This window comes from uncultured Methylobacterium sp., from assembly GCF_964242245.1.
GTDB lineage: Bacteria > Pseudomonadota > Alphaproteobacteria > Rhizobiales > Beijerinckiaceae > Methylobacterium.
In genome coordinates, this window is sequence record NZ_CAXTBY010000070.1 from 1 (window position 1) to 21,979 (window position 21,979).

At 71.7% G+C, this 21,979-nt stretch carries 23 protein-coding genes; 9 read left to right on the plus strand and 14 right to left on the minus strand.

From position 1 onward, the window contains the following. The 5 genes from ACFE8Y_RS14440 to ACFE8Y_RS14460 all read right to left on the minus strand — a co-directional run. Positions 1–437, minus strand: a 437-nt coding sequence (locus tag ACFE8Y_RS14440; RefSeq protein WP_375465081.1) for a 3,4-dihydroxy-2-butanone-4-phosphate synthase, incomplete at its 3' end; no start/stop codon positions are given. Between the two features lie 35 nt (positions 438–472). Continuing rightward, a complete protein-coding gene (aroC, locus tag ACFE8Y_RS14445; protein WP_375465082.1) occupies positions 473–1,564 on the minus strand; it encodes a chorismate synthase in 1,092 nt (363 codons plus the stop codon). A gap of 105 nt (positions 1,565–1,669) precedes the next feature. Continuing rightward, positions 1,670–2,275: a DUF3578 domain-containing protein gene (locus tag ACFE8Y_RS14450; protein ID WP_375465100.1), complete on the minus strand. Its 606-nt coding sequence runs from the start codon at positions 2,273–2,275 to the stop codon at positions 1,670–1,672. Then, the gene (locus ACFE8Y_RS14455) at positions 2,272–3,369 is read right to left on the minus strand and encodes a catalase family protein (RefSeq protein ID WP_375465083.1); all 1,098 of its coding nucleotides are present in this window, start codon (positions 3,367–3,369) and stop codon (positions 2,272–2,274) included. Before ACFE8Y_RS14455 ends, ACFE8Y_RS14450 begins: the two co-directional genes overlap by 4 nt. A gap of 51 nt (positions 3,370–3,420) precedes the next feature. Further along, positions 3,421–4,563, minus strand: a complete 1,143-nt coding sequence (locus ACFE8Y_RS14460) for an anhydro-N-acetylmuramic acid kinase (protein ID WP_375465084.1) — start codon at positions 4,561–4,563, stop codon at positions 3,421–3,423. Between the two features lie 152 nt (positions 4,564–4,715). Between ACFE8Y_RS14460 and tyrS the strand changes: the two genes are divergently transcribed. The 3 genes from tyrS to ACFE8Y_RS14475 all read left to right on the plus strand — a co-directional run bounded on the left by tyrS (position 4,716) and on the right by ACFE8Y_RS14475 (position 6,435). Continuing rightward, positions 4,716–5,990 carry a tyrosine--tRNA ligase gene (tyrS, locus tag ACFE8Y_RS14465; protein WP_375465101.1) on the plus strand — a complete coding sequence of 425 codons (1,275 nt, stop codon included), beginning with the start codon at positions 4,716–4,718 and terminating at the stop codon, positions 5,988–5,990. 74 nt (positions 5,991–6,064) lie between these two features. Continuing rightward, positions 6,065–6,298 (plus strand): hypothetical protein, encoded by a 234-nt coding sequence (locus tag ACFE8Y_RS14470; RefSeq protein WP_375465085.1) that lies wholly within the window; start codon positions 6,065–6,067, stop codon positions 6,296–6,298. Positions 6,299–6,303: 5 nt separating this feature from the next. Continuing rightward, complete coding sequence (locus tag ACFE8Y_RS14475) at positions 6,304–6,435, plus strand: hypothetical protein (protein ID WP_375465086.1); 132 nt, start codon at positions 6,304–6,306, stop codon at positions 6,433–6,435. 123 nt (positions 6,436–6,558) lie between these two features. Here ACFE8Y_RS14475 and ACFE8Y_RS14480 read toward each other — a convergent pair whose 3' ends face one another. Continuing rightward, positions 6,559–10,023, minus strand: coding sequence for a DUF3971 domain-containing protein (locus ACFE8Y_RS14480; RefSeq protein WP_375465087.1), 3,465 nt, complete (start codon positions 10,021–10,023; stop codon positions 6,559–6,561). A 166-nt stretch (positions 10,024–10,189) separates the two neighbouring features. On the opposite strand from ACFE8Y_RS14480, the gene ACFE8Y_RS14485 reads away from it, so the two are divergent. Then, positions 10,190–10,657 carry a peroxiredoxin gene (locus ACFE8Y_RS14485; protein WP_375465088.1) on the plus strand — a complete coding sequence of 156 codons (468 nt, stop codon included), beginning with the start codon at positions 10,190–10,192 and terminating at the stop codon, positions 10,655–10,657. A 119-nt stretch (positions 10,658–10,776) separates the two neighbouring features. Next, positions 10,777–11,934 (plus strand): M23 family metallopeptidase, encoded by a 1,158-nt coding sequence (locus tag ACFE8Y_RS14490; RefSeq protein ID WP_375465089.1) that lies wholly within the window; start codon positions 10,777–10,779, stop codon positions 11,932–11,934. A 290-nt stretch (positions 11,935–12,224) separates the two neighbouring features. Here the strand turns inward: ACFE8Y_RS14490 and ACFE8Y_RS14495 are convergent, their stop codons facing one another. The 4 genes from ACFE8Y_RS14495 to ACFE8Y_RS14510 all read right to left on the minus strand — a co-directional run bounded on the left by ACFE8Y_RS14495 (position 12,225) and on the right by ACFE8Y_RS14510 (position 14,689). Further along, positions 12,225–12,524, minus strand: a complete 300-nt coding sequence (locus ACFE8Y_RS14495; RefSeq protein ID WP_375465102.1) for a hypothetical protein — start codon at positions 12,522–12,524, stop codon at positions 12,225–12,227. Then, positions 12,521–13,999 carry an Asp-tRNA(Asn)/Glu-tRNA(Gln) amidotransferase subunit GatA gene (gene gatA / locus ACFE8Y_RS14500; protein WP_375465090.1) on the minus strand — a complete coding sequence of 493 codons (1,479 nt, stop codon included), beginning with the start codon at positions 13,997–13,999 and terminating at the stop codon, positions 12,521–12,523. Before gatA ends, ACFE8Y_RS14495 begins: the two co-directional genes overlap by 4 nt. Positions 14,000–14,077: 78 nt before the next feature. Next, positions 14,078–14,365, minus strand: coding sequence for an Asp-tRNA(Asn)/Glu-tRNA(Gln) amidotransferase subunit GatC (gene gatC / locus ACFE8Y_RS14505; protein ID WP_375465091.1), 288 nt, complete (start codon positions 14,363–14,365; stop codon positions 14,078–14,080). A gap of 138 nt (positions 14,366–14,503) precedes the next feature. Further along, positions 14,504–14,689 carry a hypothetical protein gene (locus ACFE8Y_RS14510; RefSeq protein ID WP_375465092.1) on the minus strand — a complete coding sequence of 62 codons (186 nt, stop codon included), beginning with the start codon at positions 14,687–14,689 and terminating at the stop codon, positions 14,504–14,506. Positions 14,690–14,799: 110 nt separating this feature from the next. On the opposite strand from ACFE8Y_RS14510, the gene ACFE8Y_RS14515 reads away from it, so the two are divergent. Further along, positions 14,800–15,363 (plus strand): SMI1/KNR4 family protein, encoded by a 564-nt coding sequence (locus tag ACFE8Y_RS14515; protein WP_375465093.1) that lies wholly within the window; start codon positions 14,800–14,802, stop codon positions 15,361–15,363. Positions 15,364–15,390: 27 nt separating this feature from the next. Further along, a complete protein-coding gene (ruvX, locus tag ACFE8Y_RS14520) occupies positions 15,391–15,882 on the plus strand; it encodes a Holliday junction resolvase RuvX (protein WP_375465094.1) in 492 nt (163 codons plus the stop codon). A 12-nt stretch (positions 15,883–15,894) separates the two neighbouring features. Here ruvX and dprA read toward each other — a convergent pair whose 3' ends face one another. The 4 genes from dprA to ACFE8Y_RS14540 are packed head-to-tail and all read right to left on the minus strand — an operon-like array spanning position 15,895 to position 19,981. Beyond that, positions 15,895–17,073 carry a DNA-processing protein DprA gene (dprA, locus tag ACFE8Y_RS14525; RefSeq protein WP_375465095.1) on the minus strand — a complete coding sequence of 393 codons (1,179 nt, stop codon included), beginning with the start codon at positions 17,071–17,073 and terminating at the stop codon, positions 15,895–15,897. A 42-nt stretch (positions 17,074–17,115) separates the two neighbouring features. Next, positions 17,116–17,721 carry a glycerol-3-phosphate 1-O-acyltransferase PlsY gene (gene plsY, locus ACFE8Y_RS14530; protein WP_375465096.1) on the minus strand — a complete coding sequence of 202 codons (606 nt, stop codon included), beginning with the start codon at positions 17,719–17,721 and terminating at the stop codon, positions 17,116–17,118. After that, on the minus strand, positions 17,718–19,028 hold the full coding sequence (locus ACFE8Y_RS14535) for a dihydroorotase (protein WP_375465103.1): 1,311 nt from the start codon (positions 19,026–19,028) through the stop codon (positions 17,718–17,720). The genes plsY and ACFE8Y_RS14535 overlap by 4 nt, the downstream gene beginning before the upstream one ends. A 5-nt stretch (positions 19,029–19,033) precedes the next feature. Further along, entirely contained in the window at positions 19,034–19,981 is a 948-nt protein-coding gene (locus tag ACFE8Y_RS14540; RefSeq protein ID WP_375465097.1) for an aspartate carbamoyltransferase catalytic subunit, read from the minus strand. Positions 19,982–20,164: 183 nt separating this feature from the next. Between ACFE8Y_RS14540 and ACFE8Y_RS14545 the strand changes: the two genes are divergently transcribed. After that, positions 20,165–21,034 (plus strand): cytochrome b/b6 domain-containing protein, encoded by an 870-nt coding sequence (locus ACFE8Y_RS14545; protein ID WP_375465098.1) that lies wholly within the window; start codon positions 20,165–20,167, stop codon positions 21,032–21,034. Beyond that, entirely contained in the window at positions 21,034–21,957 is a 924-nt protein-coding gene (locus ACFE8Y_RS14550) for a molybdopterin-dependent oxidoreductase (RefSeq protein ID WP_375465099.1), read from the plus strand. Before ACFE8Y_RS14545 ends, ACFE8Y_RS14550 begins: the two co-directional genes overlap by 1 nt. Positions 21,958–21,979 lie beyond the last annotated feature (22 nt).

Consider the following 21,979-nt stretch of genomic DNA (forward strand, 5'->3'; position numbering starts at 1 on the left):
GCCTCGGTGTGCCCCGAGCGCATCAGCACGCCGCCGTCCCGCGCGATCAGCGGGAAGACGTGGCCGGGGCGCACGAAGTCGTCGGCGCCCATGTTGCCGTTGGCGAGGGCGCGCACGGTGTTGCAGCGCTGCTCGGCCGAGATGCCGGTGGTCAGCCCGTGCTTCACGTCGACCGTGACGGTGAACGCGGTGCCGAGCGGCGCGTCGTTCGAGGCGACCATCGGCGCGAGGTTGAGGCGCCGCGCCTCGGCCAGCGGCAGGGGCGCGCAGACGATGCCGCAGGTGTGGCGGACGATGAACGCCATCTTCTCCGGCGTGCAGTGGACGGCGGCGACGACGAGGTCGCCCTCGTTCTCGCGGTCGTCGTCGTCGGTGACGACGACGATCTCGCCGCGGGCGAAGGCTGCGATGGCATCGGTGACGGAGGCGTGGGGCACGGTGTGTCTCGGCGGCGCGGCGGAGCGGTCGGGGATCAGGCTCCGACCTGTCCCCGATGGCGGAGATGGTGATCGGCGAGGACGCAGGCCATCATCGCCTCGGCGACCGGCACGGCGCGGATGCCGACGCAGGGGTCGTGGCGGCCCTTGGTGATGAGGTCCACCTCGCGGTTGTCGCGGGTGACCGTGCGCCGCGGCGTCAGGATCGAAGAGGTCGGCTTCACCGCGAACCGGACGACGATCGGCTGGCCGGTGGAGATGCCGCCGAGCACGCCGCCGGCATGGTTGGCGAGGAAGGTCGGGCCGTCGTCGCCGGCGCGCATCTCGTCGGCGTTGTCCTCGCCCCGCAGCGCCGCGGAGGCGAAGCCGTCGCCGATCTCGACGCCCTTGACCGCGTTGATCGACATCATCGCCGCGGCCAACTCCGCGTCGAGCTTGCCGTAGATCGGCGCGCCGAGGCCGGCGGGCACGCCCTCGGCCGTCACCTCGATCACCGCGCCGATCGACGAGCCGTCCCGGCGCAGGCCGTCGAGGTAGTCCTCGTAGAACGCGGCCGTCTCGGCATCAGGGCAGAAGAACGGGTTGCGGCCGACTTGCCCCCAATCCCAGCGCGACCGGTCGACCGCGTGCGGCCCCATCTGCACGAGCGCCGCGCGGATGGTGATGCCGGGGATGACCTTGCGGGCGATCGCGCCGGCGGCCACCCGCGCCGCGGTCTCGCGGGCCGACGAGCGGCCGCCGCCGCGGTAGTCGCGCAGCCCGTACTTGGCGTCGTAGGCGTAGTCGGCATGGCCGGGACGGTAGCTGTCGCGGATCTCGGAATAGTCCTTCGAGCGCTGGTCGGTGTTCTCGATCGTCAGCGCGATCGGCGTGCCGGTGGTGAGCTGGCGCCCGTCCGTGCGGTCGTCGGCGAAGACGCCCGACAGGATCGTCACCCGATCGGGCTCGCGGCGCTGGGTGGTGAAGCGCGACTGGCCGGGCTTGCGGCGGTCGAGCTCGGCCTGGATCTCCTCGGCCTCCAGCGGCAACCCGGGCGGACAGCCGTCGACGACGCAGCCGAGCGCGACCCCGTGGCTCTCGCCGAAGGTGGTCACGCGGAACAGGTGGCCGAACGTGTTGTGGGACATCGCTCGCGTGCTCTAGCGCGGCGGCCGCGGAGTCACAAATCTCGACGGTGCATCCCCCTCCCCCGCAGAGGGATGAGGGAAGACGCGCGCTGGTCTTTGAACCGATCACGCCAAGCCCAAGCCCTCCAGCCCCCCGCGCGCCTTCAGGGCCCGGTAGGCCTCGATGCCGATCGCGAGGTCGCGATGCAGGCGTCTTTCGTTGCCGAGCGCGTTCAGATCGTAGGTCAGGCCGAGGATGTGCGCCGCCGCGTAGCCGTCGGGCAACGGTCCCGCCGTACCAAGGTCGATGGCACGAACCGGAAGGCGCACATCGAAGTCGGATAGGCGCTCGCGCACGGCGTCGCCGCTCCGGCGCAGGTACGCCTCCGCCCGCGGGCCGTGCTCGCGCATGGCGGCGACCGTTCCCTGCACGAGGCAGAAGTGGACGTCCGGACGATGGGCCGGGAACAGGTAGACGAGGTAGTAGCCCCGCGTCGCGCTGGTGGTGACGGCAGGGTCGAAGACCGCGAGCCAGGGCACCGCCGCCCAGTGCGGCCCTCGGCCGGGGCTGCCCTTGACGAGGAAGCCCCGGCCGATCGGTTCGAGGGCGCGCCGCACCTCGTCGGGCGCCCCCTTGCGGATCACGGCGGCCAGCGGATGGCCGGCCGGCGGATCGAGGCGGGCGAGCGGGTACTCCTCGACGATCCGGCGGAGCGCGTAGCCGAGGCTCAGGCCGGCACCCCCGCGATCGCGCGCGGCTCGGCCTCCGGCGTGACGTTGCGCGCATGGCGGACGTTCGACAGCGCCTGATAGGTCTTCAGCCGTGCCCGCATCAGCGAGCCGAGCGGCCGGTGCGCCGCGAGGCTGTGGGCGGGGCGGAAGGACAGCACGTCGTCGGCGTAGGCCCGGCGCGGCGCGCTCATCGCGTCCTGGGCCGGCAGGACGATCCGGGCGACGGTGCGGTAGGGACTCGCCTCCTCCGACCAAGGCTTCGAGGCGTCCTCGATCGGCATGTCGTTGAGGTTCAGGCAGAGCTGGGCGCGAAGCTCGAACACCGCCGCCTGTCCGCGGAAGAACGCCGTGACCGCGTGGCGGAAGGCGTCCGGGTCGTCGCCGGGATGCAGGTCCTCGTCCGCGAGTGCGCCCTGCGCGGGCGTCGCCGGGAAGGCCGCAAGCTTGGCGATGTGGTCGCCGTAGCGCAGGGCGGCCTGCGAGTAGTACGGCTCGGCCAGCGGGTGCAGCGGCTGGTGGCCGAAGAAGTCGAGGAGCGGCGCGCTCTCGCCCTTCACCGCCTTGACGACGCCGTCGATGGCGCGCGCCGTCTGGGAGACGGCGGCCTTGACCGCCTCCGGCGCCTTGGTGCCGGCCTCCAACTGCTTCATGCTGCCCAGAAATCCCCTCGCGTCGGGGTTCGGGAACACCGGCTCGGTGGCGAAGACGAAGTCCTGCGTGTCGGCTGCGTGGCCGGGCAGCGTCTCGCCCGCGACGCCGAGCACCTTGATCGCCATGCCGCGGTGGGTCGAGACGCTGTCCTTCAGGATCTCGCCGGGGCCTTGCGCGAACCGGACGATCACCGGATGGGTGCCGGGGCGCGCGAACAGCCCCTGGCTCAGTTCCGGGGGCAGGTCCGGCAGGACCTGGAATTCGCCGATCACGACGCCGCTGATCTTGGCATGCGAGGCTCGCACCGCGTGCTTGTAGCGGGCGGCCGTCGCCTCGCTCTCCCGCGTCATCGAGGTGATGATCTCCCCGATCACCTGATCCTCGTCGGGGGCCGGCGTCTCGACACCGTCGTGGTAGAGGATCGGCGCGCGCTGGTCCCTCATGCGGTCACTCCTGTTTCCTGGACCGGTTGCAGGGTGAACCGCGCCGCGGCCTCAGGTATCCCGGGGACGTGCCAGCACCCCGCCGGTCATCGGCTCGCGCACGCCCGTGGTGCTCGGGAAGGTGATCGGCAGACCCTTGAGCGAGCGCACGGCCAAGTGCGCGAAGGCCTGCGCTTCGAGGAAGGCCGAGGACCAGCCGATGGCATCCGCCGTCGTGATCTCGGCGCGCAGGTGGTAGTTCAGCAGCCGCACCAGCTCGCCGTTGCGGGCGCCGCCCCCGGCGACGATCCAGCGGGTGGGGATCTCGGGGGCGTGGTCCAGGGCACGCGCCACGGCGCGGGCCGTGAAGGCGGTGAGCGTCGCCGCGCCGTCCTCGGTCGAGAGCTGGCCCGCGAGCTTGTGCGAGAACCAGTTGCGGTCGAGCGACTTCGGCGGGCGCCGGAAGAAGAACGGGTGGGTCAGGAGCCACGCGAGCAGCGGCTCGTCGGCGCGCCCGCGGGCGGCGGTGCGGCCGCCGTCGTCGAGGTTCTTGCCCTCGCGCTCCTGCATCCACTCGTCGATCAGCGCGTTGCCGGGGCCGGTGTCGAAGGCGATGACGCCGCCTTGGCGATCGATCAGGGTCGCGTTGGCGACGCCGCCGATGTTGAGGATGCCGAAGGCGCCCGCGAAGCCCGACGCCTCCGCGAGCGCCTTGTGGAAGACCGGCACCAGCGGCGCGCCCTGGCCGCCGGCCTCGATGTCGGCCCGGCGCAGGTCGGACACCACCGGGATGCCGAGCCGCCGGCTGAGCGCCTGCCCGTCGCCGACCTGGATCGAGATGCGCTGGTCGGGGCGGTGGATCACGGTCTGGCCGTGGAAGCCGATCACGTCGATGTCGGCGGCCGAGAGCCCGTTCTCCGCGAGGAAGTGCTCGACGGCCTGGGCGTGCGCCTCGGTGACGAAGGCCTCGGCCTCCGGCAGCCGGCCGGGCCGGTCGCCGGGCGCCGTCACGCCCTCGGCGTCCTTGGTGGCCGCGCGCAGCAAGGCCTTCTCGTCGTCGGAATAGCCGCGGTAGCCCGTCGGGCCCAGCGGCTCCAGGAAGTTGTTGTGGCCCTTGACCACGTGGACCCGTTCGCCGTCGGTCTCGATCAGGGCGACGTCCACGCCGTCGAGCGAGGTGCCGCTCATCAGCCCGATCGCGCGCATCATGGTCATCGCCGCCCCCGTGCCTTTCGCCGGTCGCCCTGCTAAGACCGGGCGCACGCTGATCCTGCCAAGCCTCTTTCGCGAGGGGACGCGCTAGCACGCCGGGCGTTCCGCTGTCCCGTGCCGGTGCGCCCGTGCTCGAAAAACCGGACCTGCCCCGAATGAACGCCGCCGAGCCCTTCGCGCCGAAATCCGACTTCCTCAAGGTGCTGAGCGAGCGCGGCTACGTCCATCAGTGCTCGGATTTCCCGGGCGTCGACGCGGCCGCCGCGGAGGGCCGGCTGACGGTCTACGTCGGCTACGACTGCACCGCCGCCTCGCTGCATATCGGCCACCTGCTGTCGATCATGATGCTGCACTGGCTGCAGCGGACCGGCGGCCGGCCGATCGCACTGATGGGTGGCGGCACCACCCGCGTCGGCGATCCGTCCGGCCGCGACGAGTCGCGAAAAATCCTGTCGCTGGAGCAGATCGAGGCCAACAAGGCCGGCATCCAGAAGACCTTCGCCCGGTTCCTCGACTTCGGCGAGACGGCCAACGGCGCGCTGATGGTCGACAACGCCGAGTGGCTGACCCGGCTCAACTACATCGAGATGCTGCGCGATGTCGGCCGGCACTTCTCGATCAACCGGATGATGTCGATGGACAGCGTGCGGATGCGGCTGGAGCGCGACCAGGAACTCTCATTCCTGGAATTCAACTACATGATCCTCCAGTCCTACGACTTCGTCGAGCTGAACCGCCGCCACGGCTGCACGATGCAGATGGGCGGCTCGGACCAGTGGGGCAACATCGTCAACGGGATCGACCTCGGCCGCCGCATGGGCGTGCCGGGCCTGCTCGGGCTGACCTGCCCGCTGCTGACCACGGCGTCCGGCGCCAAGATGGGCAAGACCGCGGCCGGCGCGGTCTGGCTCGATGCGGGCATGCTGAGCCCGTACGATTACTGGCAGTTCTGGCGCAACACCGAGGACGCCGACGTGGTGCGTTTCCTCAAGCTGTTCACCCTCCTGCCGATGGACGAGATCGCGGAGCTCGGCGGCCGGGGCGGCGCGGCGATCAACGAGGCCAAGAAGCGGCTCGCCACCGAGGCGACCGCGCTGATGCACGGCCGCGAGGCGGCGGAAACGGCAGCCGAGACCGCGCGGAAAACCTTCGTCGAGGGGACGCTGGCGGCGGACCTTCCGAGCGTCACCGTCTCGCGCGACCTGATCGATGCGGGCTTAGGGGTGCTCAGCGCCTTCGGCCCGGACTACGCCAAGCTCGTCCCTTCGACGAGCGAGGCGCGGCGCCAGATCAAGAGCGGGGGACTGCGCATCAACGACGTGGTGCTCACCGACGAGCGCGCGGTGCTGCGCACGGCCGACTTCGAGGCCGATGGCGTCGTCAAGCTGTCGTTCGGCCGCAAGCGGCACGTGCTGCTGCGGGTGACGTGAGCGGGAGCATCGCGCGAGCGTTTCAGCATCGCTTCACGACTCTGCGTTCGTCCGGGAAGGGAGGTCCAGGAACGATGCCGACTGGCGACCTGAAGCACCGTGCCAAGCGTTGGACCGAACGGATCAAGTTGATCGCGACGCTGTTCAATTCGGTGTCCATCGTCACGGTCGCTGCGGCATTCATCAATCCGATCGCGAACAGGCATTACAACGTGCCGGCGAATGGGGGTTGGCTTCTGCTCGTCGGCGCTGAATGCTTACACGGTATCGGACAAGTCGCACTTACGTTTTTACGAGCCGAAGAGTGACTGCCATGACCTACGACTACGCCCTACAGGTTCTCGGCATCATCGCGGCGATGGGTGTGATTGCCATCGGTGCTCTGAAGATTGGATCGGCGAATTTCGATCGGCGCACTCGTGAGGATGGGCGGAAGGCGAAGTAGGCGACGACCTGCGCGTCCGGCACCGGTCATGGTTGGCCCCTCACTTCGAAGATCAAGGCTGGAGATGACGCCTCCGGACCCGATCCGTGATCGCTTTGAGTGCCGGGTCAGCGCCGCCTGTATCTAACGATCGCCCTGCAGGGCCGGCGGCGGCACGCCGTCGGCGAAGGCGCCGCCTCCGCCGGCGCTGAACAGCTTGCGCAGGAAGCCGGGTGCCACCGCCGAGAGCGGGTTCACGCTCACGTCCGGCGCGTTCAGCTTGCCAGAGACGCGGAAGTTGACGGCGAACAGCCCCTCGTTGTGGCCGCCGGCGAGCAGCGGCCCGAACACCGGCACCTGCGCGACGACGTTGTTGAGGCCGTAGAGCGGCACGAAGGTGCCGTTGATGTCGGTGCGCTCGCGGGCCGTGTCGAGGAAGCCGGAGAGGGTGAAGCCCATCGCCGCGTTCGAGATCGCGGCGTCGGAGAAGTCGAGCCGGGAGCCGGTGCGGACGAAGTTCGCCCGCATGCGGTCGAAGGTCGCCTCGCTCCCCTGCCCCGGCACCGTCCTGCGGCCTCCCCGGGCATCGACGGTGTCCACCGTCTCCGGCCCCTGCGCCGTGATGCTCGCGAGCGCCGGCTCGTTGCGCAGGGTGAAGTCGCGGATCTGGACGACGCCGGATTGCGGCCCGTCGTTGAGCGCGATGCCGAGGTTGAGCCGGCCGCCGTGCATCCGCCGGTACACGTCGACGAAGCGCAGCGTCGCGCCGGCATCGCCCGACTCGACCGCCAGCGTCGGCACGCCGCGCTCGGCCCTGGCGACGCTCGCGGCGAAGGGCGCCGAGCGGAACTTGCCCGTGACGCTGGCCGCGCGCAGGTCGCGCCCGCGCAGGGTGAGCTTGAGGTTGGCGCCCGTCAGCGCCTCCTCGTTGAAACCGGTGAGGATGGCCAGCGCGATGTCCGCCTCGATGTCCTTCGGGCTTCCCTCCCGCGCGCCCTTCCCGTCCGCTGCGGTCAGCGCCCTGAGGAACGGCCGCGCGTCCGCCACCGCACCCTTGACGCCGACGCGGTAGCCGTTGCCGCTGCGCTCCAGCGTGACGCGCATGTCGTCGCCCGGCGAGAGCTTCAGGCTGGTGAGGTCGGCCCGGTCCAGGGCGCCGTCGACGGTGATCGAGGCGCTGCCGCGGGCCGAGGCGGATGCCGCCTCCAGCACGATGTCGCGCAGGTCCAGCCCCGAGCCGGTGTCGACGAGCGAGAAGGTCAGGCGGCCGGCCTTGCCCGCACCCTTGGCGAGACCCGGCAACAGGCCGTCGATGCCGGCACGCTGGAGATCGGCCTCCACCCGGATCGGCGCCTTGGTGCTGAGCTTGCCGATCGGGATCGTCGCCTTGACCGGGATCGGCCCGCTGAGCTGGGGGGCGATCGGCAGTCCCTTGCGCGCGCGCAGCGCCTCGTCGAGGGTGAGGTTGACCAGGGCTTCCCCCGCACCCCCGCCCTTGCCCTGGTGCAGGTCGATCGTGATCGGAGCGCCCGCGACCCGGCCGTCTCCCTTCAGGGCGAAGCCCCCGCGGTCGTAGCTCACCGCGAACCGGCCGGCCTCCAGCCGGTCCTTGCCGACGACCTTGTCGACGGAGAGGTCGGAGAGCGTGCCGGTCACGGTGACCGGCAGGTCGGGCAGGTCGGGCATGTGCTTGAGGTTCAGCGGAAACGCGACGCGCAGGTCCGCCTGCCCCTTGATCGTCGCCGGATCGAGATCGACGCCGGACAGCGCCTTGAACATCCGGGTCTGGAGCAGGGCCGCGAGCGCGTCAGCTCCGCCGCCGAGGCGCAGGCCGATCTCGGCCACGACCGCGTCCGGCGTGATCTCCGGGATCACGAAGCTGCCCTCGGAGATGCCGAGCGCGCGTCCGTCGGCCATGCGAATCCCGGCGGTCACGTTCCGAATCCGCGTCGTGCGGCCGGTGATGGTGCCGGCCACGCTGCCCTTCGTGAGCGGCGGCGCGTCCGGTGACACTTCCAGGGTCGCGTCGGAGACGCGGAAGTCGATGTGCACCGCGTTGTCGGGCATCGGATCGCCGCGGGTCGCGGCGGCGAGTTCGGCGGCGGACATGTCGACGGTGATGTCGACCGCCTCGATACGGGCGCTGCGCAGTTGATCGACGAGGTAGTCGCGCGCGCCCGGCGCGATGTTCTCCGGCCACAGCCGCAGGGCGGTGCGCGCCTCGCTGTCGGTGGCCGTGACGTGGAGCGTGAGGCCGTCGTCGTCCCCGGTCGTCCCGATGGTCCCGGTGATGTTGCCCCGGACACCCTCGCCGGTCATGCTGAACGCGTCGATCTCGACGCCGCCGGCCCGGCCCGTGAGGTGGCCGTCCATGGCCGCGATCGTCACCGGCTTGTCCCGCGCTCCCGCGCCGCGCAGCTTTGCATTCCGGCTCGCGAGCGTGGCGGTCCACGCGCCGTCGGCGCCGGGCTTGCCCTCCACCCAGGTGCCGGTGAGGTGGACCGCGTTGCCGGCCCCGAGGTAGTCGAGGCCGTCCATCGTCATCACCCGCGCCGCCTCGTCCCAGCTCATCGCGGCGCTCACGGCCTCGACGGTGATGGGGTTGAAGTCGCGCTCCTCGATCAGGACGGTGCCGTCGCTGCTGCGCAGGGCCGCCTTCATCGTCTCGATCCGGCCGCCGTCGAGGGCGACATCGGCGCGGGCGGAGAGCTTCAGGTCGGTGGTGATCGGCAGCTTCGACTGGCCGGACAGGAGCAGCAGGTCGGCGACTGGCAGGTCGTCGAGGGTGATGATGCCGGCCCGGTGGCTGCCGCCCGCCTCGCGCAGCGTGCCGCCGAAGCGCCACTGCCCGTGCGGACCGTCGATGCGCAGTTCGAACAGGCGCGCATCCTGGGTGGCGTCGCGCCCGAACAGGCCGTTGACGTGCTCGAAGACGGCGCGTTCGCGGGCATCGTCGTCCAGCAGCGTCAGGCGCGCGTCGGTGATGCGGGCCCGGTCCAGGGCGCCGACGACGCCGGCGGAATCGAGCACCACCCCGAAGATCGAGGCGGTGGCCGCCGACAGCGGCGAGACCGTGCCGCGGGCCGCATCGACGCTCGGCGGCGTGCGCGGCGCGGCATCCTCCGGATGCGCCGGCTCGGAGGCCGCGAAGGCGATGGAGCCGTCGCGGTGGACCAGCGCCGTCATCTGCACGTCGCGGAACTCGATCGAGCGCGGCTGCACCGACAGCTTCAGCAGGCTCCAGGTGTCGATGCTGACCAGCGCGAGCGGCGCGCGCACGACGAGCGCCCCTTGCGGGTTGCGGATGTCGAGCCCTGCGACGCGCAGGGCCAGCGCATTCTCGGAGTCGAGCTCCAGGGTGCTGTCGCGCAGGCTGACCTGCCAGCCGGGGCCGATGCGGCCGGCGAGCGCGGACGAGACCCGCTCCGACAGGCCGTCGATGCGCAGCGGCCCCGCGGCGAGGCGCATGATCCCGAGCCCGAGGCCGCAGCCGAGCACGACCACGAGCGACAGCGCCGTCCACAGGCACCGCCGCGTCCAGCGACGAACCGGCTTGCGCGGTCGTCCCTCCTGGGCCGTATCCTGGGGCCGGGCCTCTTCCTCGGGCATTGAGACCTTGCATCGGCGCGTCCCCTGGATCGGAACGGCCGCTCATTGCTGGGACGCGACCCTGTTAAGAAGCCGTTCCGGCATGGTCGGGGCGCCCGGCACGCGGGCGTCGGGCTATCCGGGCACGGCGCCAACGACACCACCAATCGGCCGAAAGGATGGCACGATGCCCCTCGCTCAAGGCGATGCAGCTCCCGACTTCACCCTCCCCGGCTCCGGCGGCGCGACGGTCGCGCTCGCGGACCTCATCGGTCACAAGATCGTGCTGTACTTCTACCCGAAGGACGACACGAGCGGCTGCACCTTGGAGGCTCAAGGGTTCAACGCCCTGCTCGGCGCCTTCGCCGAGGCGGACGCGCGGGTGATCGGAATCTCGCCGGACCCGGTCAAGAGCCACGACAAGTTCCGAGCCAAGTACGACCTCGCGTTCCCCCTCGCGTCGGACGAGGCCAAGGCGATGCTGGAGGCCTACGGCGTCTGGGTCGAGAAGAGCATGTACGGGAAGACATACATGGGCGTCGAGCGCACGACGATGCTCCTCGACCGCGCGGGACGGATCGCCCGGGTCTGGCCGAAGGTGAAGGTGCCGGGCCACGCCGAAGAGGTGCTGGAGGCCGCCCGCGCCCTGCCCTGATGGCCGCGGCGCGCCGGACGTATCCTGGGCGGAAGCCCGTCCAGCACGGGAGGCTCGATTTTCCGGTTCCTTAACCCTGTCGGCGCTGAATGGCGGCCTGGGCATCGGTCCGGATGCAGATGAGCCGCCTTTCGTCCGCCAACACCTTGCGTGCCAAGAACTTCGGGGTGCGCCTACTCGCGGCCGCCCTCGCGGCGACGATTCTGTGGGCCGCCGGTGCGACCGGGTTGCTGCTGTTTCACGACGACCTGCTCGCCGGGTTCGTCGCGCGGCAGGGCGCGATGCAGGCGGCCTACGAGGCGCGCCTGCTCGACATGCAGATGCGCCTCGACCGCGGCGGCTCCGAGCGCGTCCAGGCGCAGGATGCCGTCGCGGCGCGCCTCGCGGGCCTGATCGAGCGGCAGGGCGAACTGGAACGGCGGCAGGCCGCGCTCGCCGGCCTCACCGGCCCGATCGAGGACGGCGCCGGGCCGCCGGTCACCGGCTCGCTCCCGTCCCGTCCGACCATCCCGATGCCGGCCCTCGGCCTGCGCGGGGCCGATGAGGCCCCGGCCGGCCGGCGGAGCGACCGCGAGACCGGCCTGCGGCTGGCGGCCCTGGACGGGCGCCTCGACGGCCTCGCGGCAGCCCAGGCCTTGAGCCTCGACCGGATCACCGCGCGAACCGGACGCGACCTCGCGCGCCTGCGCCGGACGATCGGCCGGACCGGCCTCGATCCGACGCGCTTCGAGGCGCGGCCCGAGGCGGGTCTCGGCGGTCCGCTGGTTCCGGCGGAAGCCGGACCGTTCGCGACGACGCTGGCCGCGACCGAGCGGGCGGTCAGCGAAGCCCAGAGCCTCCGCCGGCTCGCCGCGAGCCTGCCGCTCGCCCGGCCGGTCGCGGTCGAGCGCGGTATCGCGAGCGGCTTCGGCACGCGGCTCGACCCGTTCACGCGGGGGCCGGCCCTGCACACCGGCCTCGACCTGCGGGCGGAAATGGGTGAGCCGGCCCTCGCCACCGCGCCCGGCCGCGTCGTCGCGGCGGAACCGGCCGGCGGCTACGGCAACATGGTGGAGATCGACCACGGCCACGGCGTCGTCACGCGCTTCGCCCACCTCGCCCGCTTCGCGGTGCGGCCGGGACAGTGGGTCCGCGCGGGCGACCTGATCGGCCACGTCGGCTCGACCGGGCGCTCCACCGGCGCGCACCTCCACTACGAGACCCGGGTCGACGGCGAGCCGGTCGATCCGCAGGGCTTCCTGGAAGCCGGGCGCCAACTCGCGGCGGCCGCGCCCTGACCGGACGCGGCGTCTGTCAGGAGCGCCCGCTCCAGGGGCGTCTCATCCCGGATTCTGGCTGCGGTGAAGTGGTGGGGCCGTCAGGAACGGCCGCAGCCGGCCGTCCAGGTCCCGGCGCCAGTCCGCGTCCGCCGCCATCGCCCGTGCCGGATCATCCTGGCACGCGAAGCCTATTTCGCGATGCGCCGCGACGGAGGGCGCCGCAGGGATGCGTGAACGGCCTTCATAGCCCGCACCTTCGGGGAGCGCCCGTCCAAGCGACGACCCACCCGACGCGCTCGCGACAGCGATCAGACGCTCGGCCGCAGCACGCGCCGCGCGGAGAAACCTGCGAGCGCCCAGAGGAAGGCGCCGAGGGTGCGGACCGGGAAGAAGGTCGGCCCATCGTGGCTGACGGGCGCGGGCCACGGCACGCCGATCGCCGTGACGGCCCACGAGACCAGCACGGAGACCGCCAGCCCGATGATCGCGGCGATGAACAGCTTGCCGAACTGCGTCGCGGTCCAGCCGAGATAGAGGCACAGACCGATCAGAACCGGATCGAGGCCCGCCCAGATCCAGACGGTCCAGGGGTAATAAGGAACCGTCACCACCACGCCCTCGGCAGGGCGGTCCGGCCCGCGGCCTCCTCGATCACCTGCGCGGCGGCAAACAGCGTCTCCTCGTCGAAGGGGCGCCCGATCAGTTGCAGGCCCAGCGGCAGGCCCTGCCCGTCGAGGCCGGCCGGCACCGCGATGCCGGGCAGCCCCGCCATGTTCACGGTCACCGTGAACACGTCGTTGAGGTACATCTCGACCGGGTCGGCCGAGGCCTTCTCGCCGATGCCGAAGGCGGCGGACGGGGTCGCCGGCGTCAGGATCGCGTCGACGCCCGCGGCGTACGCCGCCTCGAAGTCGCGCTTGATCAGGGTGCGGATCTTCTGGGCGCGGACGTAGTAGGCGTCGTAGTAGCCCGCCGAAAGCACGTAGGTGCCGATCATGATGCGGCGCTTCACCTCGCGGCCGAAGCCCGCGGCGCGGGTGTTCTCGTACATCCCTGCGATGTCCTGTCCCGGCACCCGCAGGCCGTAGCGCACGCCGTCGTAGCGGGCGAGGTTCGAGGAGGCTTCGGCCGGCGCCACGATGTAGTAGGCCGGCAGTGCCAGCTTGGTGTGCGGCAGGGAAATGTCCCGGATGGCGGCGCCGGCATCCTTGAGCCACGCCGCTCCCTGGTCCCAGAGCTTCTGGATCTCGGCCGGCATGCCCTCGACCCGGTACTCCTTCGGGATGCCGATGGTCAGGCCCTTCACGCCGCGCGAGACCGCCGCCTCGAAGTCCGGCACGGGCAGATCGGCGCAGGTGGTGTCGCGGGCATCCGGCCCCGCCATCGAGCCCAGCAGAATCGCGCAGTCGCGCACAGTGCGGGCGATCGGGCCCGCCTGGTCGAGGGAGGAGGCGAAGGCCACCGTGCCCCAGCGCGAGCAGCGCCCGTAGGTCGGCTTGATCCCGACCGTGCCGGTGAACGCCGCCGGCTGGCGGATCGAGCCCCCCGTGTCGGTCGCCGTCGCCCCGAGGCAGAGGCGGGCCGCCACCGCCGCCGCCGAGCCGCCCGACGAGCCGCCGGGGACGAGCCGCGCCTCGGACCCCCGTCGGCGCCAGGGCGAGACCACGTCGCCGTAGGCGCTGGTCTCGTTCGACGAGCCCATGGCGAACTCGTCGAGGTTGAGCTTGCCCAGCATCACCGCGCCGTCGCGCCAGAGATTGGCCGAGACCGCCGACTCGTAGCGCGGCTCGAAGGTTTCGAGGATCTTCGACCCGGCCGTCGTGGTGACGCCGTGGGTGCAGAACAGGTCCTTGATGCCGAGCGGCAGGCCTTCCAGGGGGCGGGCCTCGCCCTTGGCGATCCTGCCGTCCGCGGCATCGGCCATGCTCAGGGCCCGGTCGGGCGTCTCCAGCAGGTAGGCGTTGAGCGCCCGCGCCGCCGCAATCGCGGCGATGTGCGCCTGCGCGAGTTCGCGGGCCGAGAAGGTCCCGGCCCTGAGCCCGTCGCGCGCCTCGGCGAGGCTGAGTTCGTTGAGTTCCGTCACGCTGTTCGTCCTCGGCCATCCGGCCGCGAGGGGCGGGTCTACCCGTTCGCGGGCATCGTCGTCAGGGGCACCGGCCTCCTACTCGACGACCTTCGGCACCAGGAAGTAGTGATCCTCGGTCTCGGGCGCGTTGGCCACCACGTCGACGGCGCGACCGCCGTCGGTGACGAGGTCCGCGCGCTTCTTCATGGCCATCGGGGTCACCGAGGTCATCGGCTCGACGCCGCTCACGTCGACGGCACCCAGTTGCTCGACGAAGGCGAGGATCGCGTTGAGCTCACCCTGGAGCGGGGCGACCTCGTCCTCGGCGACCGCGATGCGGGCGAGGTGCGCGATGCGCCGGACTGTGTTCGCGTCGACCGACATGGTGCCTTCGTGCTACCCGGGGGTTCGTCCTGATCCAGGCCTCCTGCCGGCGCCGAATTCTTGTCGGCGCGCGGCGGGTTGATCGAGGTCGGCGCGCTATAGCACCGGCCTTCGCGCAGCCGCAACGCGCGGACGGCTTCAGGTGACGACGTGGTTCGGCGTCACCGTCGTCTCGATCAGGATGCCGGCCGGGCGGACCGGGTGGAACTCGGCCTGCGCGAAGCCGAACACCAGGATCTCGAAGGCGGCCAGCAGCATCAGCCTGTGCCGGCGCGGCATCGACGGACGGCGGACGTGCAGGGTGCGCGAAGCGATGGCGGTCAAGGGAGCCCCTGTGGCGAGCGTTAACGGAACCTTAACCACGCATATGCCGGAACCGCTCCACCCCGCGCCACGTCGACCTCGCGATGCGGTTAACGGCTGTGGATGACGCGATGTGGAACGAGGTGTTCGCGAGCCTGCATCCGGGCGCCCGATCGAGCGAGGCCGAACTCGCGCGGGCCGAGGCCGAGCTGGGATTTGCCCTGCCGGACTCGTACCGGAGCTTCTGCCGCGCCTGCGGCGCAGGCCTCGCCAACGGCCACTTCCGCATCGCCACGCCGGTGCCCTGCGAGGCCGCCGACCTCGTGACTCGCGCGAGGCTGATCGCCGACAGCATCGGCGCGGCGATCGAGCGGCTCGCCGGACCGGGCGCGCCGCACCGCTTCGACATCGAGGACGGCGACCTGACGCGGCTCGACCGCGCCTGCTTCTTCGGCGAGGGGGCGGACGGCAGCTTCCTGTTCTGGGACGTATACGGCACCGGCGAGTACCCGATCTGGGTGATGGCCGCGGACCTCGAGACCATCCGCTTCGGCGGCGACACCCTCGACGCGCTCCTCCGGCGCACGCAGTCGCTGGCGATCCTCGACATCCTCGGCGACGGCACGCCGCCGCTGCCCGCGACCTTCGAGGGCATCGAGGAGGCCGTGCTGGCGCGGGCGGGAGACCTCGCTTAAGGCTTTTCGGACGAAGGGCGGGACCCGATGGATACGGACGCGTTGCGCGCCTTCGCGGAAGGCTCCCGCGGCGGGCCGCGCCTGATCGGGATCGATCTCGGCACGAAGACGATCGGGCTTGCCTTGTCCGACCTCGGCCGGCAGATCGCCTCGCCCCTCGAGACGATCCGGCGGGTGAAGTTCACGCCGGATGTCGCCCGCCTCAAGACCTTGTGCGCGCAGCACGCGGTGGGCGGCCTCGTGATCGGACTGCCGCTCAACATGGACGGCAGCGAGGGCGTGCGGGTGCAGTCGACGCGCTCGTTCGTGCGCAACCTCAAGCCGCTGCTGGACCTGCCGGTGCTGTTCTACGACGAGCGCCTCTCGACCGCCGTCGTCACCCGCGCCCTGATCGAGGCCGACACCTCGCGCGCGCGCCGGAGCCAGCTCGTGGACAAGCTCGCAGCCGCCTACATCCTGCAAGGCTGCCTCGACCGGATGCGCGGGCTGGTGGAGTCGGAGGATGACGATCCCTGCTGAGGGGCGGGACGATCACCGGATCAGCGACACCGTCCCGCTGCCGTGGCGCTCGATCCGGCCGTCGAGTTCGAGTTCGAGCAGCGTGGTCTGCACGAGGCGCACCGGCAGGCCCGTGCTCCGGGCCAGTTCGTCGGTGCCGATCGGTGTCGGGCTGAGCGCGCCGATGAGCCGGGCGCGGTCGTCCTCCGGTTCGGCCGGCGCCGCCGCGTCGAGCCGCGGCGCGAGCATCGGGATCGCCTCGCCGTCGAAGTCGATCTCGTCCCAGAACACCGGTGCGTCGGCGAGTTCGGGTCGCGACGGCGCCGGGCCGCGGTCAGGATCGCCGCCCCGCTCGACCAGGGGGGCGACGACGGCGAGCACGTGGTCGACCTCGGCGACGAGCGTCGCGCCCTGGCGGATCAGGTCGTTGGTGCCCTCCGCGCGCGGGTCGAGCGGCGAGCCCGGCACGGCGAAGACCTCGCGGCCCTGCTCCAGCGCGAAGCGGGCGGTGATGAGCGATCCCGAGCGCCGGGCCGCCTCGACCACCACCGTGCCGTAGGCCAGCCCGGAGATGATGCGGTTGCGGCGGGGAAAGTCGCGCCCGCGCGGCACCCAGCCCATCGGCATCTCGGCGAGCACCGCGCCGCCCGCCTCCAGGATCGCATCGACGAGGCCGGCGTGGTTGGCCGGATAGATCCTGTCCTGGCCGCCGGCGAGCACCGCGACGGTACCGGTCTGCACGGCCGCCTTGTGGGCACGGGCATCGATGCCGCGGGCGAGCCCCGAGACCACGACGAGCCCGGCCTCGCCCAAGCCCCGCGCCAGCCGCTCGGTGAAGGCGAGGCCGGCAGCCGAGGCGTTGCGCGAGCCGACCATGGCCACGGCCGGGCGCAGGAGCAGGTCAGCCCGTCCCCGGAGCGCGATCAGCGGCGGCGCGGAATCGGCAGCCTGGAGGAGCCGCGGATACTCCGCCTCGCCCAGGGCGACGATCCGCGCGCCGAGCCGGGCGGCGGCGGCGATCTCGGCCTCCGCCTCGCCGCGCGTCGGCAGGACGATGCGCCTGCCGCGGCGCGCGGTGAGGTCGGGCAGGGCGTCGAGGGCGGCACCGGCACCGCCGAACCGGTTGATCAGGCTGCGGAAGGTCCGCGGGCCGACGCCCTCGGAGCGGATCAGCCGGAGCCAATCGGTCCGCTGCGCGTCGGTGAGCTGCATGCCGCCTCCGAGGACGATCGTCCGACCGACGCGGCCGGCGGTTCAGCCCTTCTGCCCGATGCGCCCCTCGGTGCCCGCGATCAGCCGACGGATGTTGGGCGCGTGCCGCCACCATAGCAGCAGGCCGAGCACGAGGAAGAGCCCGGCCCTGTCCGGCCGGCCGAGCGCCCACGGGACGATGGGGGTCGCGGCCGAGGCCGCGAGCGCGGCCAGCGAGGAGTACCGGAGGGTGAAGGCGAGGCCGAGCCAGATCGCGGCGAAGGCCGCGAGCGCCGGGGGGCTCAGGGCCAGCAGCACGCCGAGGAAGGTCGCGACGCCCTTGCCGCCCCGGAAGCCGAGCCAGACCGGGAACAGGTGCCCGAGGAACGCGCCGAGGCCAGCGGCCAGCGCCGGGCCCTCTCCGAGGGTTTTCGCGATCAGGACCGCGGCGGTCCCCTTGAGGGCGTCGCCGAGCAGCGTCGCGGCGGCGAGCCCCTTGCGGCCGGTGCGCAGGACGTTGGTCGCACCGATGTTGCCCGATCCGATCGCCCGCACGTCGCCCAGGCCCGCCACGCGGGTCAGGATCAGCCCGAACGGGATCGAGCCCAGCGCGTAGCCGAGCGCGAGACCGGCGAGCACGACCGGCCAGGACAGGTCTACCGTGCTCACGCGGCGCCCGCGAGGTCGGGGGAGCGGTGGACGATGCGGCCGCCGACGAGCGTCAGCACGGCGGCGCCCTGCATCCGGGCCTCGTCGAAGGGCGAGTTCTTCGAGCGCGACTTCAGGGTGCGCTTGTCGAGGACGTAGGGCACGTCCGGGTCGATCAGCACGAGGTCGGCCGGCGTGCCGACCGCGAGCCGCCCCTCCGTGCGGCCGAGGACCCGCGCCGGGTTCTCGGTGAGCGCCGCGAGCAGGCGCGCGAGCGACACGTCGTCGGAGCGCACGAGCCGCAGGCTCGCGCCGAGCAGGGTCTCGATGCCGAGGGCGCCGTCGGCGGCCTCGGCGAATGGCAGGCGCTTGGTCTCGACGTCCTGCGGATTGTGATCGGAGACGACGACGTCGATCACCCCCGCGTTCAGGGCGGCGACCAGGGCCTGCCGGTCATCCTCGCCGCGCAGGGGCGGCGAGAGCTTGCAGAAGGTGCGGTAGTGGCCGATGTCGCCCTCGTTGAGCACGAGGTTGTTGACCGAGGCGCCGCAGGTGACGGGCAGGCCGTCGTCCTTGGCCCGCCGCACGATCTCCACCGAATCGACGCAACTGATCATCGCCGCGTGGTAGCGCGCACCGGTGAGCCGGACGAGGCGGAGGTCGCGCTCCAGCATCACCGTCTCGGCCTCGCGCGGGATGCCCATCAGCCCGAGCCGCGAGGCGAGTTCGCCCTCGTTCATCACGCCCTCGCCGACGAGGTCGGGCTCCTCGACGTGCTGCATCAGCAGCGCGCCGAAATCGCGGGCGTAGCTCATGGCGCGGCGCATCACCTGGGCGTTTTTCACCGCCCTCAGCCCATCGGTGAAGGCCACGGCGCCGGCCTCCTGGAGCAGCCCGAACTCCGTCATTTCGTGGCCGGCCAAGCCCTTGGTGATGGCGGCCGCCGGCAGGACGTTGACGCAGGCCGTGTCGCGGGCGCGGCGCAGCACGAAATCGACGATGGCCGGCCCGTCGATCACCGGGTTGGTGTCGGGCATGCACACCAGCGTCGTGACACCGCCGGCCGCCGCCGCGGCGCTCGCGCTCGCCAGCGTCTCGCGATGCTCGGCCCCCGGCTCGCCGACGAAGGCGCGCAGGTCGATCAGGCCAGGGGCGAGGATGTGGCCAGCGCAATCGATAGTTTGCACGCTCTCCGGTGCGCCGGGGGCAGCGCCCCACGCGATGTCGCTGATGCGGCCGTCGCGGATCAGGACGTGGCCGAGGCCGTCGCGGCCGGTGGCCGGGTCGAGGAGCGAGGCGTTGGCCAGGAGCAGCGGTCTTGCGGGCATGGCCATCACGCGTTCGGCAGGTGGGAGGCCAGGGCCTCCATCACCGCCATCCGGACCGCGACGCCCATCTCGACCTGCTCGCGGATCAGCGACTGCGCGCCGTCGGCGATCTCGGACGAGATCTCGACGCCGCGGTTCATCGGCCCGGGATGCATGACCAGGGCGCCGGGCGCCGCGAGCGCCAGCTTCTCGGCGTCGAGCCCGAAGTAGCGGAAGTACTCCTTCACCGAGGGCACGAAGGAGCCGTTCATGCGCTCGCGCTGGAGGCGCAGCATCATCACGATGTCGCAGCCGGAAAGCCCCTTGCGCATGTCGGTGAACACCTCGACGCCGAAGCGCGCGATACCCGCGGGCAGTAGCGTCGAGGGGCCGATCACCCGCACCCGGGCACCGAGTGCCTGGAGCAGGATGAGGTTCGAGCGGGCGACGCGGCTGTGCAGCACGTCGCCGCAGATCGCGATCCGCAGCCCCTCGATCCGGCCCTTGTTGCGGCGGATGGTGAGCGCGTCCAGCAGCGCCTGCGTCGGGTGCTCGTGGGCGCCGTCGCCGGCGTTGACCACCGCGCAATCGACCTTGCGGGCGAGCAGGTGCACGGCGCCGGCGGCGTGGTGGCGCACCACGATGATGTCCGGGCGCATGGCGTTCAGCGTCGCGGCGGTGTCGATGAGCGTCTCGCCCTTCTTCACGGAGGAGAAGGCGACCGACATGTTCATCACGTCCGCCCCGAGCCGCTTGCCGGCGAGCTCGAACGAGGATTGCGTCCGGGTCGAGGGCTCGAAGAACAGGTTGATCTGGGTGCGCCCGCGGAGCGTCGACAGCTTCTTCTCCACCTGCCGCGAGATCGCGACGGCGGCGTCCGCCCGGTCGATCAGGCCCTCGATCTCGGGGCGCGTCAGGCCCTCGATGCCGAGCAGGTGGCGGTGCGGGTAGCTCGAAGGCGTCGGCTGGCTCATGCTGGCCGCAGGTGATAGGTCGCAGCCCATGCGGCGGCAAGCGGCGCGATCCCGCATCCCCGATCGTCTGCGGCCTTCAGGCCTCCGCCATCGGCTGGCAACTTTCGGCCCCGGCGATACGTAACCGGTGGCGGTGACGCGGCGAAGACGCGTCCATTCCGCATCGAAGGCGAGCACAGACTCTTGGCATCCTCCCAAGTCATCCCGACGGACGCGCAGCCCGCGCCGGTCCGCCGCGAGACGATCTACCGGCACCCCGTCGTGATCCGCCTCGCGCACTGGCTCAACGCGGTCACGCTCCTGATCCTGCTGATGAGCGGCCTGCAGATCTTCAACGCGCACCCGGCCCTGTACTGGGGCTCGACATCGACCTTCGACGCGCCGGCGCTGGCGATCACGAGCGACACCGACGCCAGGGGCGAGCCGCGCGGCGTCGTGACGGTGGGCAGCCACACCTTCGACACCACCGGCTGGCTCGGCCTGTCGACCGAGCAGGGCACGCAGACCGACCGGGCGTTCCCGGCCTGGAGCACGCTGCCCTCGGGTCAGGACCTCGCCACCGGGCGGCGCTGGCACTATCTGTTCGCGTGGGCCTTGGTGATCAACGGGGTCATCTACCTCGCCTACGGACTCGCGACCGGGCAGTTGCGCCGCCGCGTGATCCCGGACGGCGACCAGATGCGCGATCTCGGCGGCTCGGTGCGCGAGCACCTCACCCTGCACTTCCCCAAGGGCGAGGAGGCCAAGCGCTACAATGTGCTGCAGAAGCTGACCTACCTCCTCGTCATCGCCGTGCTGCTGCCGGCGATGGTGCTCGCGGGGCTGGCGATGTCACCGGGCCTGAATGCGGCGTGGCCGTGGTTGCCCACGCTGTTCGGCGGCCGGCAATCGGCGCGCACGATCCACTTCATCGTGGCCAACCTGCTGGTACTGTTCGTCATCGTGCACGTGGTGCTGGTGCTGGTCTCAGGCTTCTGGAACAACATGCGCGGCATGGTCACCGGCTGGTTCGCGATCGAGGCGCCGGACGCCGATGCGGGAAGGGGCCGCTGATGATCACACCTCCGCATCGCCGCCGCTTCCTCACTGCGGCCGCAGGATTTACGGGCGCCGCCCTCCTCGGCGGGTGCGACCGGTTCGCGGCCTCGTCCTACGGCCCGCGCACCCTGAAGCTCGGGGAGGACGCCAACCTCTTCGTGCAGCGCCTCCTGCTGACGCCGGCCTCGCTGGCGCAGGAGTTCCCGGACTCGGCCATCTCGGCGACGTTCAAGCCGAACGGGACGATCGATCCTCCCGACCGGGCCTACAAGGCGCTCGCCGCCAAGCACTTCGCGAAATTCAAGCTCGAGGTCGGTGGCCTCGTGGAGCGCCCGCACTCCTTCAGCCTTGCGGACCTGCGCGGTCTGCCCGCGCGGACGCAGACGACGCGGCACGATTGCGTCGAGGGCTGGAGCTGCATCGGCACGTGGACCGGCGTACCGCTCGCCGAGGTGCTGAACCGGGCCGGGCTGAGGCCGCAGGCGCGCTACGTCGTGTTCCACTGCGCCGACACCCTGGAATACGCCGGCGGCGGCCTCGAAGGGGGCGGCGACGGGGCGCTCCTGCGACCGGAAAACCCGACCGCGGTGCGCCACCTCGCGGCGGCCGGCAATGGCGCGGATGCCTGGGGCGGCGGAGGCGATGCCGCACCCCCGGATGAGGAGCCGGCCGACAGGCGCACGCCGATCCGCTACTACGAGAGCATCGACCTCACCGACGCCTTCCACCCGCAGACGCTGCTGGCCTACGATCTCAACGGCCAAGCGCTGCCGGTCTCGAACGGCGCGCCGCTGCGACTGAGGCTGGAGCGGCAACTCGGCTACAAGCAGGCCAAGTACGTGATGCGGATCGAAGTGGTCGATGCGCTCTCCGCGATCGGCCAGGGCCACGGCGGCTACTGGGAGGACCGCGGCTACGAGTGGTACGCCGGGATTTGAAGCACGGCTCCTTCCCTCTCCC

What these genes read in the sequence shown, in the direction of transcription:
- aroC (WP_375465082.1), bottom strand. Translation starts at nt 1,564, where the DNA reads ATGTCCCACAACACGTTCGGCCACCTGTTCCGCGTGACCACCTTCGGC.
- ACFE8Y_RS14455 (WP_375465083.1), bottom strand. Translation starts at nt 3,369, where the DNA reads ATGAGGGACCAGCGCGCGCCGATCCTCTACCACGACGGTGTCGAGACG.
- ACFE8Y_RS14460 (WP_375465084.1), bottom strand. Translation starts at nt 4,563, where the DNA reads ATGACCATGATGCGCGCGATCGGGCTGATGAGCGGCACCTCGCTCGAC.
- tyrS (WP_375465101.1), top strand. Translation starts at nt 4,716, where the DNA reads ATGAACGCCGCCGAGCCCTTCGCGCCGAAATCCGACTTCCTCAAGGTG.
- ACFE8Y_RS14470 (WP_375465085.1), top strand. Translation starts at nt 6,065, where the DNA reads ATGCCGACTGGCGACCTGAAGCACCGTGCCAAGCGTTGGACCGAACGG.
- ACFE8Y_RS14475 (WP_375465086.1), top strand. Translation starts at nt 6,304, where the DNA reads ATGACCTACGACTACGCCCTACAGGTTCTCGGCATCATCGCGGCGATG.
- ACFE8Y_RS14480 (WP_375465087.1), bottom strand. Translation starts at nt 10,023, where the DNA reads ATGCCCGAGGAAGAGGCCCGGCCCCAGGATACGGCCCAGGAGGGACGA.
- ACFE8Y_RS14485 (WP_375465088.1), top strand. Translation starts at nt 10,190, where the DNA reads ATGCCCCTCGCTCAAGGCGATGCAGCTCCCGACTTCACCCTCCCCGGC.
- ACFE8Y_RS14490 (WP_375465089.1), top strand. Translation starts at nt 10,777, where the DNA reads ATGAGCCGCCTTTCGTCCGCCAACACCTTGCGTGCCAAGAACTTCGGG.
- gatC (WP_375465091.1), bottom strand. Translation starts at nt 14,365, where the DNA reads ATGTCGGTCGACGCGAACACAGTCCGGCGCATCGCGCACCTCGCCCGC.
- ACFE8Y_RS14515 (WP_375465093.1), top strand. Translation starts at nt 14,800, where the DNA reads ATGTGGAACGAGGTGTTCGCGAGCCTGCATCCGGGCGCCCGATCGAGC.
- ruvX (WP_375465094.1), top strand. Translation starts at nt 15,391, where the DNA reads ATGGATACGGACGCGTTGCGCGCCTTCGCGGAAGGCTCCCGCGGCGGG.
- dprA (WP_375465095.1), bottom strand. Translation starts at nt 17,073, where the DNA reads ATGCAGCTCACCGACGCGCAGCGGACCGATTGGCTCCGGCTGATCCGC.
- ACFE8Y_RS14535 (WP_375465103.1), bottom strand. Translation starts at nt 19,028, where the DNA reads ATGCCCGCAAGACCGCTGCTCCTGGCCAACGCCTCGCTCCTCGACCCG.
- ACFE8Y_RS14540 (WP_375465097.1), bottom strand. Translation starts at nt 19,981, where the DNA reads ATGAGCCAGCCGACGCCTTCGAGCTACCCGCACCGCCACCTGCTCGGC.
- ACFE8Y_RS14550 (WP_375465099.1), top strand. Translation starts at nt 21,034, where the DNA reads ATGATCACACCTCCGCATCGCCGCCGCTTCCTCACTGCGGCCGCAGGA.